The 13,884-nt window shown below is 70.7% G+C and carries 13 protein-coding genes and 1 pseudogene; 7 read left to right on the top strand and 7 right to left on the bottom strand.

Annotated features, from left to right (window positions below; translation table 11 throughout):
• The 3 genes and pseudogenes from GTW67_RS01855 to GTW67_RS38080 all read right to left on the bottom strand — a co-directional run.
• Positions 1 to 278 (bottom strand): annotated as a pseudogene (locus GTW67_RS01855) (Fe-S cluster assembly protein SufD); the annotation flags it as partial.
• A 60-nt stretch (positions 279 to 338) separates the two neighbouring features.
• Positions 339 to 1,760: a Fe-S cluster assembly protein SufB gene (gene sufB, locus GTW67_RS01860; RefSeq protein WP_003976894.1), complete on the bottom strand. Its 1,422-nt coding sequence runs from the start codon at positions 1,758 to 1,760 to the stop codon at positions 339 to 341.
• On the bottom strand, positions 1,757 to 2,488 hold the full coding sequence (locus GTW67_RS38080; RefSeq protein WP_161163029.1) for a winged helix-turn-helix transcriptional regulator: 732 nt from the start codon (positions 2,486 to 2,488) through the stop codon (positions 1,757 to 1,759). Before GTW67_RS38080 ends, sufB begins: the two co-directional genes overlap by 4 nt.
• A gap of 160 nt (positions 2,489 to 2,648) precedes the next feature.
• On the opposite strand from GTW67_RS38080, the gene GTW67_RS01870 reads away from it, so the two are divergent.
• From GTW67_RS01870 to GTW67_RS01885, 4 genes are read left to right on the top strand one after another with little or no spacing between them, the layout of a single operon-like run.
• On the top strand, positions 2,649 to 3,461 hold the full coding sequence (locus GTW67_RS01870) for an AAC(3) family N-acetyltransferase (RefSeq protein ID WP_161163030.1): 813 nt from the start codon (positions 2,649 to 2,651) through the stop codon (positions 3,459 to 3,461).
• 31 nt (positions 3,462 to 3,492) lie between these two features.
• Complete coding sequence (locus tag GTW67_RS01875; protein WP_161163031.1) at positions 3,493 to 4,416, top strand: ABC transporter ATP-binding protein; 924 nt, start codon at positions 3,493 to 3,495, stop codon at positions 4,414 to 4,416.
• On the top strand, positions 4,413 to 5,192 hold the full coding sequence (locus GTW67_RS01880; RefSeq protein WP_161163032.1) for an ABC transporter permease: 780 nt from the start codon (positions 4,413 to 4,415) through the stop codon (positions 5,190 to 5,192). Before GTW67_RS01875 ends, GTW67_RS01880 begins: the two co-directional genes overlap by 4 nt.
• A 52-nt stretch (positions 5,193 to 5,244) precedes the next feature.
• Positions 5,245 to 6,267: a COX15/CtaA family protein gene (locus GTW67_RS01885; RefSeq protein ID WP_161163033.1), complete on the top strand. Its 1,023-nt coding sequence runs from the start codon at positions 5,245 to 5,247 to the stop codon at positions 6,265 to 6,267.
• Here the strand turns inward: GTW67_RS01885 and GTW67_RS01890 are convergent.
• The 4 genes from GTW67_RS01890 to GTW67_RS01905 all read right to left on the bottom strand — a co-directional run bounded on the left by GTW67_RS01890 (position 6,222) and on the right by GTW67_RS01905 (position 9,533).
• Positions 6,222 to 6,959, bottom strand: coding sequence for a nucleotidyltransferase domain-containing protein (locus GTW67_RS01890; RefSeq protein ID WP_161163034.1), 738 nt, complete (start codon positions 6,957 to 6,959; stop codon positions 6,222 to 6,224). The genes GTW67_RS01885 and GTW67_RS01890 overlap by 46 nt on opposite strands.
• Positions 6,960 to 6,977: 18 nt before the next feature.
• The gene (locus tag GTW67_RS01895) at positions 6,978 to 8,084 is read right to left on the bottom strand and encodes an amidohydrolase family protein (RefSeq protein ID WP_161163035.1); all 1,107 of its coding nucleotides are present in this window, start codon (positions 8,082 to 8,084) and stop codon (positions 6,978 to 6,980) included.
• Between the two features lie 65 nt (positions 8,085 to 8,149).
• Positions 8,150 to 8,482, bottom strand: coding sequence for a hypothetical protein (locus GTW67_RS01900; RefSeq protein ID WP_161163036.1), 333 nt, complete (start codon positions 8,480 to 8,482; stop codon positions 8,150 to 8,152).
• Between the two features lie 97 nt (positions 8,483 to 8,579).
• Positions 8,580 to 9,533: a heme o synthase gene (locus tag GTW67_RS01905; protein ID WP_161163037.1), complete on the bottom strand. Its 954-nt coding sequence runs from the start codon at positions 9,531 to 9,533 to the stop codon at positions 8,580 to 8,582.
• Between the two features lie 373 nt (positions 9,534 to 9,906).
• Between GTW67_RS01905 and tkt the strand changes: the two genes are divergently transcribed.
• The 3 genes from tkt to GTW67_RS01925 form a co-directional block, all read left to right on the top strand.
• The gene (gene tkt, locus GTW67_RS01915; protein ID WP_161163038.1) at positions 9,907 to 11,994 is read left to right on the top strand and encodes a transketolase; all 2,088 of its coding nucleotides are present in this window, start codon (positions 9,907 to 9,909) and stop codon (positions 11,992 to 11,994) included.
• Between the two features lie 34 nt (positions 11,995 to 12,028).
• A complete protein-coding gene (gene tal, locus GTW67_RS01920; RefSeq protein WP_161163039.1) occupies positions 12,029 to 13,147 on the top strand; it encodes a transaldolase in 1,119 nt (372 codons plus the stop codon).
• Between the two features lie 3 nt (positions 13,148 to 13,150).
• The coding region (locus tag GTW67_RS01925; protein ID WP_161163040.1) for a glucose-6-phosphate dehydrogenase at positions 13,151 to 13,884 on the top strand (734 nt) is incomplete at its 3' end.

Below are 13,884 nucleotides of genomic sequence, written 5' to 3' on the forward strand. Positions count from 1 at the left end.
GCGTCGTCGCGGCCGACGGTCTCCACGACGACGCCCCCGGGCGCCTCGATGTCGACCTTCACGCCGTCACCCGCGGCGACGGCGGTGCCGTCGTGCAGGCCGCGCAGCCGCTCCAGCGGCGTGAACCGCCACTCCTCCTCGCGGCCGTGGGGGACGGGGAAGTCCGCCACGTCGAAGGACGCGGGCGCGCTCATGCGCGTGGCGACGGTCGACTCTGCGGCCACCGCGATCTGGCCCGCGGTGGTGGAGCCCACGGGGATGTTCTGAGCCTCAGCCATGGCTGTCGGTCTGCTCTCTTCCTACGTTCCTGGATCTGGTGACTGCGGTGGGGGCGGGGGTCAGCCGACCGCGCCTTCCATCTGCAGCTCGATCAGCCGGTTGAGTTCGAGGGCGTACTCCATGGGCAGCTCCTTGGCGATCGGCTCGACGAAGCCGCGCACGATCATCGCCATCGCCTCGAACTCGCTCAGACCGCGGCTCATCAGGTAGAAGAGCTGGTCCTCGGAGACCTTGGAGACGGTCGCCTCGTGGCCCATGGACACGTCGTCCTCGCGGACGTCCACGTAGGGGTACGTGTCGGAGCGGGAGATGGTGTCGACCAGCAGCGCGTCGCACAGCACGTTCGACTTGGAGCCGTGGGCGCCCTCGCCGATCTCGACCAGACCGCGGTAGGAGGTGCGGCCGCCGCCGCGCGCCACGGACTTCGAGACGATGTTGGAGGACGTGTTCGGCGCCATGTGGACCATCTTGGAGCCGGCGTCCTGGTGCTGGCCCTCGCCCGCGAAGGCGATGGACAGGGTCTCGCCCTTGGCGTGCTCGCCCATCAGGTAGACGGCCGGGTACTTCATCGTCACCTTGGAGCCGATGTTGCCGTCGATCCACTCCATGGTCGCGCCCTCGTACGCCACGGCGCGCTTGGTGACCAGGTTGTAGACGTTGTTCGACCAGTTCTGGATGGTCGTGTAGCGGCAGCGGGCGTTCTTCTTGACGATGATCTCGACCACGGCGCTGTGCAGCGAGTCCGACTTGTAGATCGGCGCGGTGCAGCCCTCGACGTAGTGCACGTAGGCGCCCTCGTCGACGATGATCAGGGTCCGCTCGAACTGGCCCATGTTCTCCGTGTTGATACGGAAGTAGGCCTGGAGCGGGATCTCGACGTGCACGCCCTTCGGCACGTAGATGAAGGAGCCGCCGGACCACACGGCGCTGTTCAGCGAGGCGAACTTGTTGTCACCGACGGGGATGACGGTGCCGAAGTACTCCTTGAACAGCTCCGGGTGCTCCTTGAGCGCCGTGTCGGTGTCCAGGAAGATGACGCCCTGCTCCTCCAGGTCCTCGCGGATCTGGTGGTAGACGACCTCGGACTCGTACTGCGCGGCGACACCGGCGACGAGGCGCTGCTTCTCCGCCTCGGGGATGCCGAGCTTGTCGTAGGTGTTCTTGATGTCCTCGGGCAGGTCCTCCCAGGACTCCGCCTGCTTCTCCGTGGAGCGCACGAAGTACTTGATGTTGTCGAAGTCGATGCCCGACAGGTCCGAGCCCCAGTTCGGCATGGGCTTCTTCTCGAAGAGGCGCAGGCCCTTGAGGCGGAGCTTGGTCATCCACTCCGGCTCGTTCTTCTTCGCCGAGATGTCGCGGACGACGTCCTCGTTGATGCCGCGCTTGGCGGAGGCGCCGGCCGTGTCGGAGTCGGCCCAGCCGTACTCGTACTTGCCCAGGCCCTCGAGCTCGGGGTGAGCAGTCTCCGTGGGGAGAGTCATGCGGGGTTCCTCCCGGCCGTGCTTGCAGATGCGTTGTCGTTAGTCTTGGAAGTCTTGGGGACGTACGTGGTGCAGACGCCGTCGCCGTGCGCGATGGTCGCGAGCCGCTGTACATGCGTACCGAGCAGCTCGGCGAAAAATTCCGTCTCCGCCTCGCACAGCTGCGGGAACTGCTCGGCGACGTGGGCGACCGGGCAGTGGTGCTGGCAGAGCTGCTCGCCCTGCTGGGGCCGGGGCGCGCTGCGCGCGGTAGCAGCGTACCCGTCCGCGCTCAGGGCCTTGGCCAGGGCTTGGGTCCGCTGTTCGGGGGCGACGCCCTCGACGGCCTTGCGGTACGCGCCCGCCTGGGCGGCGATCCGGGCGCGGGCGAAGGCGACGATCGCCTGCTCCCCGCCCTCCTGGTCGGCGATCCAGCGCAGCGCGTCCGCGGCGAGCTTGTCGTACGACTGGTCGAAGGCGTCGCGGCCGCAGTCGGTGAGCGCGAAGACCTTCGCGGGGCGCCCGCGCGTGCGCGTACCGTAGACCCGCTGTTCACGGGCTTCGACCACGTCGTCGGCGACCAGGGCGTCGAGGTGGCGCCGGACGGCGGCCTGGGTCAGGCCCAGGCGCCCGGCGAGCTCGGCGACGGTCGACGGCCCGTGGTCCAGGATGGAGCGCGCGACACGGTTGCGGGTGGACCGCTCACCGGTCGCGAGTTCCTCCTGCGGAGCCTCGCCAACGTTTTTCACAACGCCATTGTTGCGTAATTCCTCAGAGGTGGGCAAGCCGCGCCCGGACGGCCGGATGGTGCCCTGCGTCACTTAGGTATACCTAAGGTGACCTGCGGAAACGATCTTTGATCGATCAAAACGCTGGCGTCCGGAGCGCGCTTCGGCAAGACTCGCCCGCATGCCCGCACCCGCTCCGACCGGCCCACTCGTCACCCGCGGCACGATCGCCGCCGGCCTGCACGAGCTGGGCGTCCGGACCGACGACACCCTCCTCGTGCACTCCTCCCTCAGCTCCCTCGGCTGGGTCTGCGGAGGCCCCGTCGCGGTCGTCCAGGGACTCCTCGACGCGCTCGGTCCGGACGGCACCCTGGTGGTCCCCACCCAGACCGGCGACCTCTCCGACCCGGCGCTGTGGAGCGATCCGCCGGTGCCCGCCGCGTGGTGGGACGCCGTCCGTGCCGCGATGCCCGCCTACGACCCGCTGATCACGCCCTCGCGCGGGGTCGGCGTCGTCCCCGAGACCGTGCGCACCTGGCCTGGCGCCCTGCGCAGCGCGCACCCGCAGACCTCCTTCGCGGCCCTCGGCCCGCGCGCCGCCGAGGTCGTCGCGGGGCACGCGACCGACTGCCGGCTGGGCGAGCGCAGCCCGCTGGCGACCCTGGAGCGGCTGGGCGCGCGGATACTCCTGCTGGGGGCGGGCTACGACGCCTGCACCGGCTTCCACCTCGCCGAGTACCGGATCCCCTCCCCGCTGGTCGAGGTGGGGCGGCCGGGGCAGGTGGGCTGGGAGCGGGTGACCGAGGTCTCGATCACCTCGGAGCGGTTCGACGAGCTGGGCCACGACTTCGAACGGGACCGGCCCGTCGTGCGCGGACGGGTCGGCGCGGCCGACGTACGGCTGTTCCCGCTGGCGGACGCGGTCGCCTACGCCGAGCGATGGCTGCCGCTGCACCGTCCCCGTGCGGAGGACATCGCGCACCCCCGCGCCTGAGCCCCCGCGGGCGTACCTAGACTCGTGACCCATGCGAAGCGAGCCCGTGGTCCAGGTCCAGGCCCTGGTGAAGCGGTACGGCACGAAGACCGCGGTGGACGGCCTCGACCTGGTGGCCCGGGCGGGTGTGACCGCCGTGCTCGGCCCCAACGGGGCGGGCAAGACGACCACCGTCGAGACCTGCGAGGGGTACCGCAGGCCGGACTCCGGCACGGTGCGCGTCCTGGGCCTGGACCCGGTACGGCAGGGCGCCGAGCTGCGTCCCCGGATCGGCGTGATGCTCCAGTCCGGCGGCGTGTACTCCGGCGCCCGCGCGGACGAGATGCTGCGCCACGTCGCGAAGCTGCACGCGCATCCGCTGGACGTGGACGCCCTGATCGAGCGGCTCGGGCTCGGCTCGTGCGGCCGGACCACGTACCGCAGGCTCTCCGGGGGCCAGCAGCAGCGGCTCGCCCTCGCGATGGCCGTGGTCGGGCGCCCGGAGCTGGTGTTCCTGGACGAGCCGACCGCGGGCCTCGACCCGCAGGCCCGCCGCGCCACCTGGGACCTCGTGCGGGACCTGCGCGGCGACGGCGTGTCGGTGATCCTCACCACCCACTACATGAACGAGGCCGAGCAGCTCTCCGACGACGTCGCGATCGTCGACGCCGGCCGGGTCGTCGCCCAGGGCTCGCCCGAGGAGCTGTGCCGCGGCGGCGCCGAGAACACCCTGCGTTTCACCGGCCGCCCCGGCCTCGACGTGGCCTCGCTGCTCAAGGCCCTCCCCACGGACTGCTCGGCCGCCGAGCTGACCCCGGGCTCCTACCGCGTCGCCGGCAAGGTCGACCCGCAGCTGCTGGCCACGGTCACCTCCTGGTGCGCCCAGCACGGGGTGATGCCGGACCGCATCTCGGTGGAGCGGCACACGCTGGAGGACGTTTTCCTGGAGCTCACTGGCAAGGAACTGCGCGCATGACGACGACAACGCCCACGGGCGCCTACGCCCCCCGGCCCGGCGCCGCGCCGCTCGGCCGCATGATCGCGACGCAGGCCGCGCTCGAGACGAAGATGCTGCTGCGCAACGGCGAGCAGCTCCTGCTCACGGTGATCATCCCGACGCTGCTGCTGGTGCTGTTCAGCTCGGTCGACATCGTCGACACCGGCGCGGGCGAGGCCGTCGACTTCCTCGCCCCCGGCATCCTGGCGCTGGCCGTGCTGTCGACCGCGTTCACCGGACAGGCCATCGCCACCGGCTTCGAGCGCCGCTACGGCGTGCTGAAGCGGCTCGCCGCGTCCCCGCTGCCGCGCTGGGGCCTGATGACCGCGAAGACGGTGTCCGTGCTGGTCACCGAGGTGTTCCAGGTGGTCCTGCTGACCGTGATCGCCTTCGCGCTGGGCTGGTCGCCGCACGGCAGCCCGTTCGCCGTGCTGCTGCTCATGGTGCTCGGCACGGCCGCCTTCTCCGGGCTCGGGCTGCTCATGGCGGGCACGCTCAAGGCGGAGGCCACGCTCGCCGCCGCCAACCTGGTCTTCCTGCTGCTGCTGGTGGGCGGCGGGGTGATCGTGCCGCTGGACAAGTTCCCGGACGCGGCGCGGGACGTGCTCGGCCTGCTGCCGATCTCCGCCCTGTCGGACGGGCTGCGGGACGTGCTCCAGCACGGCGCCGGAATGCCGTGGGGCGACCTCGGGATCCTCGCCGTCTGGGCGGTCGTGGGACTCGCCGCCGCCGGGAAGTTCTTCCGCTGGGAGTAGGAGGAGGCCCGATGGGGACCCTCGTGAACGCGTGCACAAGCGGCCGCCTACGATGGACGGCGTGCCAAACGTGACCCGCGCCGACGCCGCAGCCGCCGTGCGCAACCCGCTCACCTTCATCGCCGCGCGCTGGACCCCGGAACCCCGGACGGTCCGGCGGGCGGCTCTCGCACCCGTCGTCATGTCGGTGATCATCGTGATCACCGGTGGTGCCGTCCGGCTCACCGGGTCGGGACTGGGCTGTCCGACCTGGCCCAAGTGCACCGACGACTCGCTGACCACCACGAGCGCGATGGGCTTCCACGGCGTCATCGAGTTCGGCAACCGCATGCTCACGTACGTGCTGTGCGCCGCGGTCGGCTGGGCCATCATCGCCGCGCGGTCGCAGAAGCCGTACCGGCGCAGCCTCACCCGGCTCGGGTGGGCGCAGTTCTGGGTCGTGATGAGCAACGCCGTCCTCGGCGGGATCGTCGTGCTCGTCGGACTGAACCCGTACACCGTGGCGGCGCACTTCGTCGCGACGACGGCGCTGCTCACCCTGGCCACGGTGATGTGGCAGCGCACCCGGGAGGGCGACGCGGCACCGCGCCCCCTGGTCGGCACGGCCGTCCAGCAGCTGGTGTGGGTGCTGATCGCCGCCTCCGGACTGCTCGTCCTGGTGGGTACGGTGGTCACCGGTTCCGGTCCGCACGCCGGCGACTCCAGCGACGTCCCGCGGATGCCGGTCGACTGGGAGATGATCACCAAGGGACATGCCGTGCTGGCGTGGATCGTGGTGACGCTGACGTTCGCGCTGTGGTTCGTGCTGAAGGCGGTCGACGCGCCGAAGGGGCCGCTGGCCCGCACCCGCGACCTGTTCCTGATCCTGCTCGCGCAGGGCGTCATCGGCTACGTGCAGTACTTCACCGACCTCCCCGAGGTCCTGGTCGGCCTGCACATGTTCGGCTCGTGCCTGGTGTGGATCGGGGTGCTGCGGGTGCTGCTGTCGCTGCGCGAACGCCCCGCGGAGACGGCGGCCGGGCTGCCCGTTCAGGAGTACGAGGCCACCAGCGTGTCGATGGCCGGCCCCAGGTAGTCCCGGGTCAGCCCGGCGCGGCGGGCGGTCCACCCCTCGGCGGGCGGCGCGGGAGTCCCGTAGCGGCGCCGTGTGATGTCCTCGACGACCTCGCCGGGCGCGCCGAGGGCGGGCAGTTCCGCGAGTGCCTGCCGCTTGGTGATCAGGCGGCCGTCCCGGAGTGTGACGGTGGCGCGGGCGAAGGTGAGCAGGCCCAGGTCGACCCAGATGTCCTCCCGCCACAGCTCGGCCCTGTGCACGGCGGGCCGCCAGTAGTCGCGCTCGTTGCGGAGGACGTACTCGGCCAGTTCGGCGTCCGTCACCGGCGGCAGCAGGAGGTCCGGCGGCTCGCCGTACAGGACGCGTCCGAAGCTGTGCAGCTCGCGCCGGGTGACCGGGGTGACCGTCCGTCTGAACAGTTGCCGGTGGGCCCAGGTCAGGTGCTTCTGCTCGGGGTCGGCGGTGGTGTCGGGCGACAGATAGGTGCAGTGCAGGTGCCCGGCCAGGGGTGCGTCGCGCAGGCGGGCGTGCAGGAGCCCCAGCCGCCAGGCGGTGCGGGCCGTGGCCGGGCGGGGCAGGACCGCGATCAGGTCGAGGTCGCTGCGGCCCTCCTGGTAGTCGCCCCCGCCCAGTGAGCCGTGGGCCCAGACGGCGACGGGGCCGAGGGGCAGCAGGCCGGTGAGGAAGCGGTCGAGCAGCGCGTCGGTCGGCATCGGATCAGTATGTTCGGCTCACTCCAGCCCGTACACCCGGCGTGCGTTGCCCGCCGCGATCATGGTCGCCACCCGTTGCGCGTCCGCCTGCGCCCACGCCCCCTCGGCCACCCAGGTGCCGAGCACCCGTCCGAGGGCGTCGGTGAACAGGCGGGCCCCCACGACGTGCAGCTCGGGCAGGCCCTGGGCGCCGCTGGAGAACAGGATCTTGCCGAACGGGGCCAGCTCCAGGATCTCCGCGAGGACGGTCGCGGCGCGGGCGCCGGTGCGCACCAGGGCGGCGCCCGAGTCGGCGTAGACGTGCGGGAAGACGCCGGCGAGGTGGGCGGCGTGGCGGTGGTAGGGGTAGCCGTGCAGCAGGACCAGGTCGGTGCCGAGGCCGGCGGTGGCCCGCACGAAGTCGGTCAGCAGCACGGGGTCGGTGCGGTCGATGCGCAGGCCCGGCTCGCCGAGGCCCGCGTGCAGCTGGAGCGGCAGCCCGGAGGCGACGGCGATCCACAGCAGGTGGCGCAGCAGGACGGGGTCGCTCAGTTCGCCGCCGACCTCGCGTCCGGCCAGCCAGCGGGCGGCGGCGCCGCGCACCTCGCCGGGTCCCGGCGGCTCCGGGGCGAGCGCCAGCCCGTGCCGGACCCCGGCGACGGAGGTGAAGGCGACGGCGTACCCGGCGGCGCCGTGCACGGCCTCGGCGAGGTTGGCGAGGAAGGACTCGACGGTGCCGGAGGTGTCGGCGACCTGCTCGGCCAGCAGCTCCAGGCGCACGATCGGGTGGGCCTCGGCGTCCGCCGCGCCGGCCAGTTCGTCGGGGCCGGTGAGGTCGCCGGGCAGGTCCGCGTCGACCAGGTACGTGGTGATGCCGCTGCCGCGCAGCAGCCTGCGGTCCGCCTCCAGGACGCCGAGTTCACGGCGCCGGGCGAGATAGCGGGCGGGCGCGCAGTGGGGTTCCAGGCCGAGCAGGGGCGGGCACCAGCGGCGCACCGCGAAGCCGGTCTGGGTGTCGAAGAGGGTGGTGCCCGGCGCCGGCGGTCCCTCGGTGCGGGCCAGCTGGGCCTCGAAGGTGCCGAGGCCCAGCTCCGTTCGCAGGACGCCGTGGCAGTACTGGTCCACCAGGGACGGCGTTTCGATCATCCGGGCTCCCCGCGTCGGGACCGTGCGCCTCACGGCTTCCTACGGTCCTAACGGGTGAACCGGCGTCAGGTGTTGCTCGGTCCGCCGATCTGGAGGCCCGCCATGCGCGACCACTCGTAGCGGCCGGTCGTGACCTTGGCCGCGAACTCGCCGTCGAAGTCGTCGTGGGCGGTGATCCCGGACTTCTCCACGGCCTGCTGGGCGATCTCGTAGGAGGGGGCGACCAGGTCGCCCCAGCCGCCGTCCTCGCCGACGAGGACGATGCGGGCGCCGCGCTCGCCGAGGTAGGCCACCTGGCCCTCGGCGCCGCCGTGCGCCTTGGAGAAGGAGTCGATCCGCCGGGCCAGCCGGGCCACCCGGCGCTCGGCCTTCGCGTCAACCTGCTGCGTGTCTGCCATGCCCAGATGCTACCGACGGGTAGATCGAACGGCGACGGGCGGGGTGCGTGGCCTTGACCACGCGCCCCGCCCGTCGGACGGTCCCGGGAACCGGTGCTCAGCGCAGGAAGGGGTCCACCGCGATGGCCAGGAACAGCACCGACACATAGGTGATCGACCAGTGGAACAGGCGCATCTCCTTGAGCTTGCCGCCCGACACCTCGGCCTTGGCGCGGTTCTGGAGCCCGTGCGCCTCCCACAGCCACATGCCGCCCGCCGCCACGGCGACGGCCGTGTAGAACCAGCCGGTGTAGCCGAGCGGCGTCAGCAGCAGCGACACCGCGACCATCACCCAGCTGTAGATCACGATCTGCCGGGCGACGACCTTGTTGGAGGCGATGACCGGGAGCATCGGCACACCCACGCGCGCGTAGTCGTCCTTGACCTTCATGGACAGCGGCCAGTAGTGCGGCGGCGTCCAGAAGAACATCACCCCGAAGAGGATGACGGGCGCCCAGGACATCGAGTTGGTCACCGCGGACCAGCCGATGAGCACCGGGAGACAGCCGGCGATGCCGCCCCAGACGATGTTCTGCGAGGTGCGGCGCTTGAGGATCATCGTGTAGACGACGACGTAGAACAGGAGTGCGCCCAGCGACAGCCACGCCGACAGCCAGTTCACGGCGAGGCCGAACAGCAGCGTCGACACGACCGCCAGGGTGATGCCGAAGGCGAGGCACTCGCGCGGGCTGACCATGCCGGTGACCAGCGGGCGCTGCGAGGTGCGGTCCATCAGCGCGTCGATGTCGCGGTCGATGTACATGTTCAGCGCGTTGGCGCCGCCCGCGGACAGATAGCCGCCGAGGCAGGTCAGCAGCACCAGCCACAGATCGGGCACGCCCTGCTCGGCCAGGAACATCACCGGAACGGTGGTGATCAGCAGAAGCTCGATGATCCGCGGCTTGGTCAGCGCCACGAACGCCTTGACACGGGCCCCGAACGGCCGGTGACTCGGGCTCTGGCTCGTCCCGATTACCCCCGCAGGACGGGATTCAACGGCCGTCACGCACACCCCTGACAGAGACTCCCAGCGAGCCTGCTCCGTGAAGTGGCGGTAAAGGCTCGCGCGTACCACGCCACTTTAGACGTTGCCCAGACCCCGGCATTCGCGGGGGTGCGTTCGTGTTGAGGAGGGCGCTCCGACGTGCGTACGGAGAGTCGATTGAGCAGTCAGATGAGCGGCTGCGTATTCACTTGCCGAATGCGGTTTCGCCCAGTCGACAGGCGGATCGACAAGAGTCCCGGCAGTCTGGTTTCCAGGGGAAAAACGCACGTACTTACGGGGGTAGGCTCGACAACGGCCGGCCGACGCACGAATGCGCCGGCAGCCGGTGGGCGCCACGTGCACCGGCATCCGATCATGTGGAGAGGAGCCCTGACTCAGGGTGAGCACCAAGCCGACCACCACAGACCTCGAGTGGACCGAACTGGACCAGCGGGCCGTGGACACCGCCCGCGTCCTGGCCGCCGATGCCGTACAGAAGGTTGGCAACGGCCATCCGGGTACGGCGATGAGCCTGGCGCCCGCCGCCTACACCCTCTTCCAGAAGGTGATGCGGCACGACCCGGCCGACGCGAACTGGGTCGGACGCGACCGTTTCGTGCTGTCCGCCGGACACTCGTCCCTGACCCTCTACACCCAGCTGTACCTGGCCGGCTTCGGCCTGGAGCTGGACGACCTGAAGTCCTTCCGGACGTGGGGCTCGAAGACCCCGGGTCACCCGGAGTACGGCCACACCACGGGCGTGGAGACGACGACCGGCCCGCTGGGCCAGGGTGTCGCCAACGCGGTGGGCATGGCGATGGCCGCCCGCTACGAGCGCGGCCTGTTCGACCCGGAGGCCGCCGAGGGCACCTCCCCGTTCGACCACTTCATCTTCTGCGTCGCCGGTGACGGCTGCCTCCAGGAGGGCATCTCCGCCGAGGCCTCCTCCACCGCGGGCCACCAGAAGCTCGGCAACCTGATCCTGCTGTGGGACGACAACCACATCTCGATCGAGGGCGACACCGAGACCGCGGTCTCCGAGGACACGGTCAAGCGCTACGAGGCCTACGGCTGGCACGTGCAGCGCGTCGAGCCGAAGGCCGACGGCGACCTGGACCCGGACGCGCTGTACGCGGCGATCGAGGCGGCCAAGCAGGTCACGGACCGGCCGTCCTTCATCGCGATGCGCTCGATCATCGCCTGGCCCGCCCCGAACGCCCAGAACACCGAGGCCGCGCACGGCTCGGCGCTCGGCGACGAGGAGGTCGCGGCCACCAAGCGCGTCCTGGGCTTCGACCCGGAGAAGACCTTCGAGGTCTCCGACGAGGTCATCGGCCACACCCGCAAGGCGCTGGAGAAGGGCCAGGCGGCCCGCGCCGTGTGGGAGAAGGCGTACCAGCAGTGGCGGGACAACAACCCCGAGCGCGCCGCCGAGTACGACCGGATCGCCAAGGGCGAGCTCCCCAAGGGCTGGGAGGAGAAGATCCCGGTCTTCGAGACCGGCAAGGGTGTGGCCACGCGTGCCGCGTCCGGCAAGGTCCTCCAGGCGCTCGGCGCGGTGATCCCCGAGCTGTGGGGCGGCTCCGCCGACCTGGCCGGCTCGAACAACACCACGATCGACAAGACGTCGTCCTTCCTCCCGGCGGGCAACCCGCTGCCCGAGGCGGACCCGTACGGCCGGACCATCCACTTCGGCATCCGCGAGCACGCGATGGCCGCGGAGATGAACGGCATCGCGCTGCACGGCAACACCCGTATCTACGGCGGCACCTTCCTGGTGTTCTCCGACTACATGCGCAACGCCGTCCGCCTGTCCGCGCTGATGCACCTGCCGGTGACCTACGTGTGGACGCACGACTCCATCGGCCTCGGCGAGGACGGCCCGACCCACCAGCCGGTCGAGCACCTGGCCTCGCTGCGCGCCATCCCGGGCCTGAACCTGGTCCGCCCGGCCGACGCCAACGAGACCGCCATCGCCTGGCGCGAGATCCTGCGCCGCTGGACGAAGGAGTTCGGCAAGGGCCAGCCGCACGGTCTGGCGCTCACCCGCCAGGGCGTGCCGACGTACGAGGCGAACGAGGACGCGGCCAAGGGCGGCTACGTGCTGTTCGAGGCCGACGGCGGCGAGCCCGAGGTCATCCTGATCGCCACCGGCTCCGAGGTGCACGTGGCCGTCGAGGCCCGTGAGGCGCTCCAGGCCGACGGCGTGCCGACCCGTGTGGTGTCCATGCCGTCCGTCGAGTGGTTCGAGCAGCAGGACCAGGGGTACCGGGACAGCGTCCTGCCCCCGTCCGTGAGGGCCCGTGTCGCGGTGGAGGCCGGGATCGGACTGACCTGGCACAAGTACGTCGGGGACGCCGGCCGCATCGTTTCCCTGGAGCACTTCGGTGCTTCGGCGGACGCCAAGGTGCTCTTCAAGGAGTTCGGCTTCACCGCCGAGAACGTGGCCGCCCAGGCCCGGGAATCGATCACCGCAGCCCAGCGCTGACGCTCGTACACGACACGTAGGAGATGCATTTTCCATGACAGACGCACTCAAGCGCCTCTCCGATGAAGGCGTCGCGATCTGGCTGGACGACCTGTCGCGCAAGCGGATCACGTCCGGCAACCTCGCCGAGCTGATCGACCAGCAGCACGTCGTGGGCGTCACCACCAACCCGTCGATCTTCCAGAAGGCCATCTCGCAGGGCGACGGGTACGACACGCAGCTCACGGACCTCGCCGCCCGCGAGGTGACCGTCGAAGAGGCCATCCGGATGATCACGACGGCGGACGTCCGCGACGCCGCCGACATCCTGCGCCCGGTGTTCGACAACACCGGTGGCAAGGACGGCCGGGTCTCCATCGAGGTCGACCCGCGCCTCGCGCACAACACCCGGGCGACGGTCGCCGAGGCCAAGCAGCTCGCCTGGCTGGTGGACCGGCCCAACACGCTGATCAAGATCCCGGCGACCGAGGCCGGCATCCCGGCGATCGCCGAGACCATCGGCCTGGGCATCAGCGTCAACGTCACGCTGATCTTCTCCCTGGAGCGCTACCGCAAGGTCATGGACGCCTTCCTGACCGGCCTGGAGAAGGCCAAGGAGCGCGGCCTGGACCTGTCGCAGATCCACTCGGTGGCGTCCTTCTTCGTGTCCCGCGTGGACACCGAGATCGACAAGCGGATCGACGCGCTCGGCACCGACGAGGCCAAGGCGCTGCGCGGCAAGGCCGCCGTCGCCAACGCCCGGCTCGCCTACCAGGCGTACGAGGAGGTCTTCTCCTCGGACCGCTGGGAGGCCCTGGAGAAGGCCGGCGCCAACAAGCAGCGTCCGCTGTGGGCGTCGACCGGCGTGAAGGACAAGGCGTACAGCGACACCATGTACGTCACCGACCTGGTCGCGCCCAACACGGTGAACACCATGCCGGAGGCGACGCTGTTCGCCACCGAGGACCACGGCGAGATCACCGGCAACACGGTCGCCGGCACCTACGAGCAGGCCCGCGCCGACCTCGACGCGGTCGAGAAGCTCGGGATCCCCTACAACGAGGTGGTCCAGCTCCTGGAGAAGGAGGGCGTCGACAAGTTCGAGGACTCCTGGAACGACCTGCTGAAGTCGACCGAGGCCGAGCTCAAGCGCCTCGCTCCCTCGAAGGGCTGAGCATTGTCAAGCAGCAACCCGCTGCGTGACCCCGCAGACCGACGGCTCCCGCGTATCGCGGGGCCGTCGGGTCTGGTCATTTTCGGCGTCACCGGCGACCTCTCCCGCAAGAAGCTCATGCCCGCCGTGTACGACCTCGCCAACCGGGGTCTGCTGCCGCCGGGCTTCTCGCTCGTCGGTTTCGCCCGCCGCGACTGGGAGCACGAGGACTTCGCCCAGGTCGTGCACGACGCCGTCAAGGAGCACTCCCGCACCCCGTTCCGCGAGGAGGTCTGGCAGCAGCTCATCCAGGGGATGCGCTTCGTCCAGGGCACCTTCGACGACGACGAGGCGTTCGAGCGGCTGCGCGCCACCATCGAGGAGCTGGACAAGGCGCAGGGCACGGGCGGCAACTTCGCCTTCTACCTGTCGGTGCCGCCGAAGTCCTTCCCGGTGGTCATCCAGCAGCTGAAGAAGCACGGGCTGGCCGACCAGACGGGCGGCTCCTGGCGCCGTGCGGTGATCGAGAAGCCGTTCGGCCACGACCTGAAGTCGGCCGAGGAGCTCAACGCGATCGTCCACGAGGTCTTCGGTTCCGACCAGGTCTTCCGCATCGACCACTACCTGGGCAAGGAGACCGTCCAGAACATCCTGGCGCTGCGCTTCGCCAACACGATGTTCGAGCCGATCTGGAACCGGTCCTACGTGGACCACGTGCAGATCACCATGGCCGAGGACATCGGCATCGGCGGCCGGGC

The sequence above is a fragment of the Streptomyces sp. SID5910 genome, from assembly GCF_009862125.1.
Classification (GTDB): domain Bacteria; phylum Actinomycetota; class Actinomycetes; order Streptomycetales; family Streptomycetaceae; genus Streptomyces.

What these genes read in the sequence shown, in the direction of transcription:
- GTW67_RS01870 (WP_161163030.1), top strand. Translation starts at nt 2,649, where the DNA reads ATGCCCGCACCCGCTCCGACCGGCCCACTCGTCACCCGCGGCACGATC.
- GTW67_RS01875 (WP_161163031.1), top strand. Translation starts at nt 3,493, where the DNA reads ATGCGAAGCGAGCCCGTGGTCCAGGTCCAGGCCCTGGTGAAGCGGTAC.
- GTW67_RS01885 (WP_161163033.1), top strand. Translation starts at nt 5,245, where the DNA reads ATGGACGGCGTGCCAAACGTGACCCGCGCCGACGCCGCAGCCGCCGTG.
- GTW67_RS01880 (WP_161163032.1), top strand. Translation starts at nt 4,413, where the DNA reads ATGACGACGACAACGCCCACGGGCGCCTACGCCCCCCGGCCCGGCGCC.
- tal (WP_161163039.1), top strand. Translation starts at nt 12,029, where the DNA reads ATGACAGACGCACTCAAGCGCCTCTCCGATGAAGGCGTCGCGATCTGG.
- sufB (WP_003976894.1), bottom strand. Translation starts at nt 1,760, where the DNA reads ATGACTCTCCCCACGGAGACTGCTCACCCCGAGCTCGAGGGCCTGGGC.
- GTW67_RS01890 (WP_161163034.1), bottom strand. Translation starts at nt 6,959, where the DNA reads ATGCCGACCGACGCGCTGCTCGACCGCTTCCTCACCGGCCTGCTGCCC.
- GTW67_RS01895 (WP_161163035.1), bottom strand. Translation starts at nt 8,084, where the DNA reads ATGATCGAAACGCCGTCCCTGGTGGACCAGTACTGCCACGGCGTCCTG.
- GTW67_RS01900 (WP_161163036.1), bottom strand. Translation starts at nt 8,482, where the DNA reads ATGGCAGACACGCAGCAGGTTGACGCGAAGGCCGAGCGCCGGGTGGCC.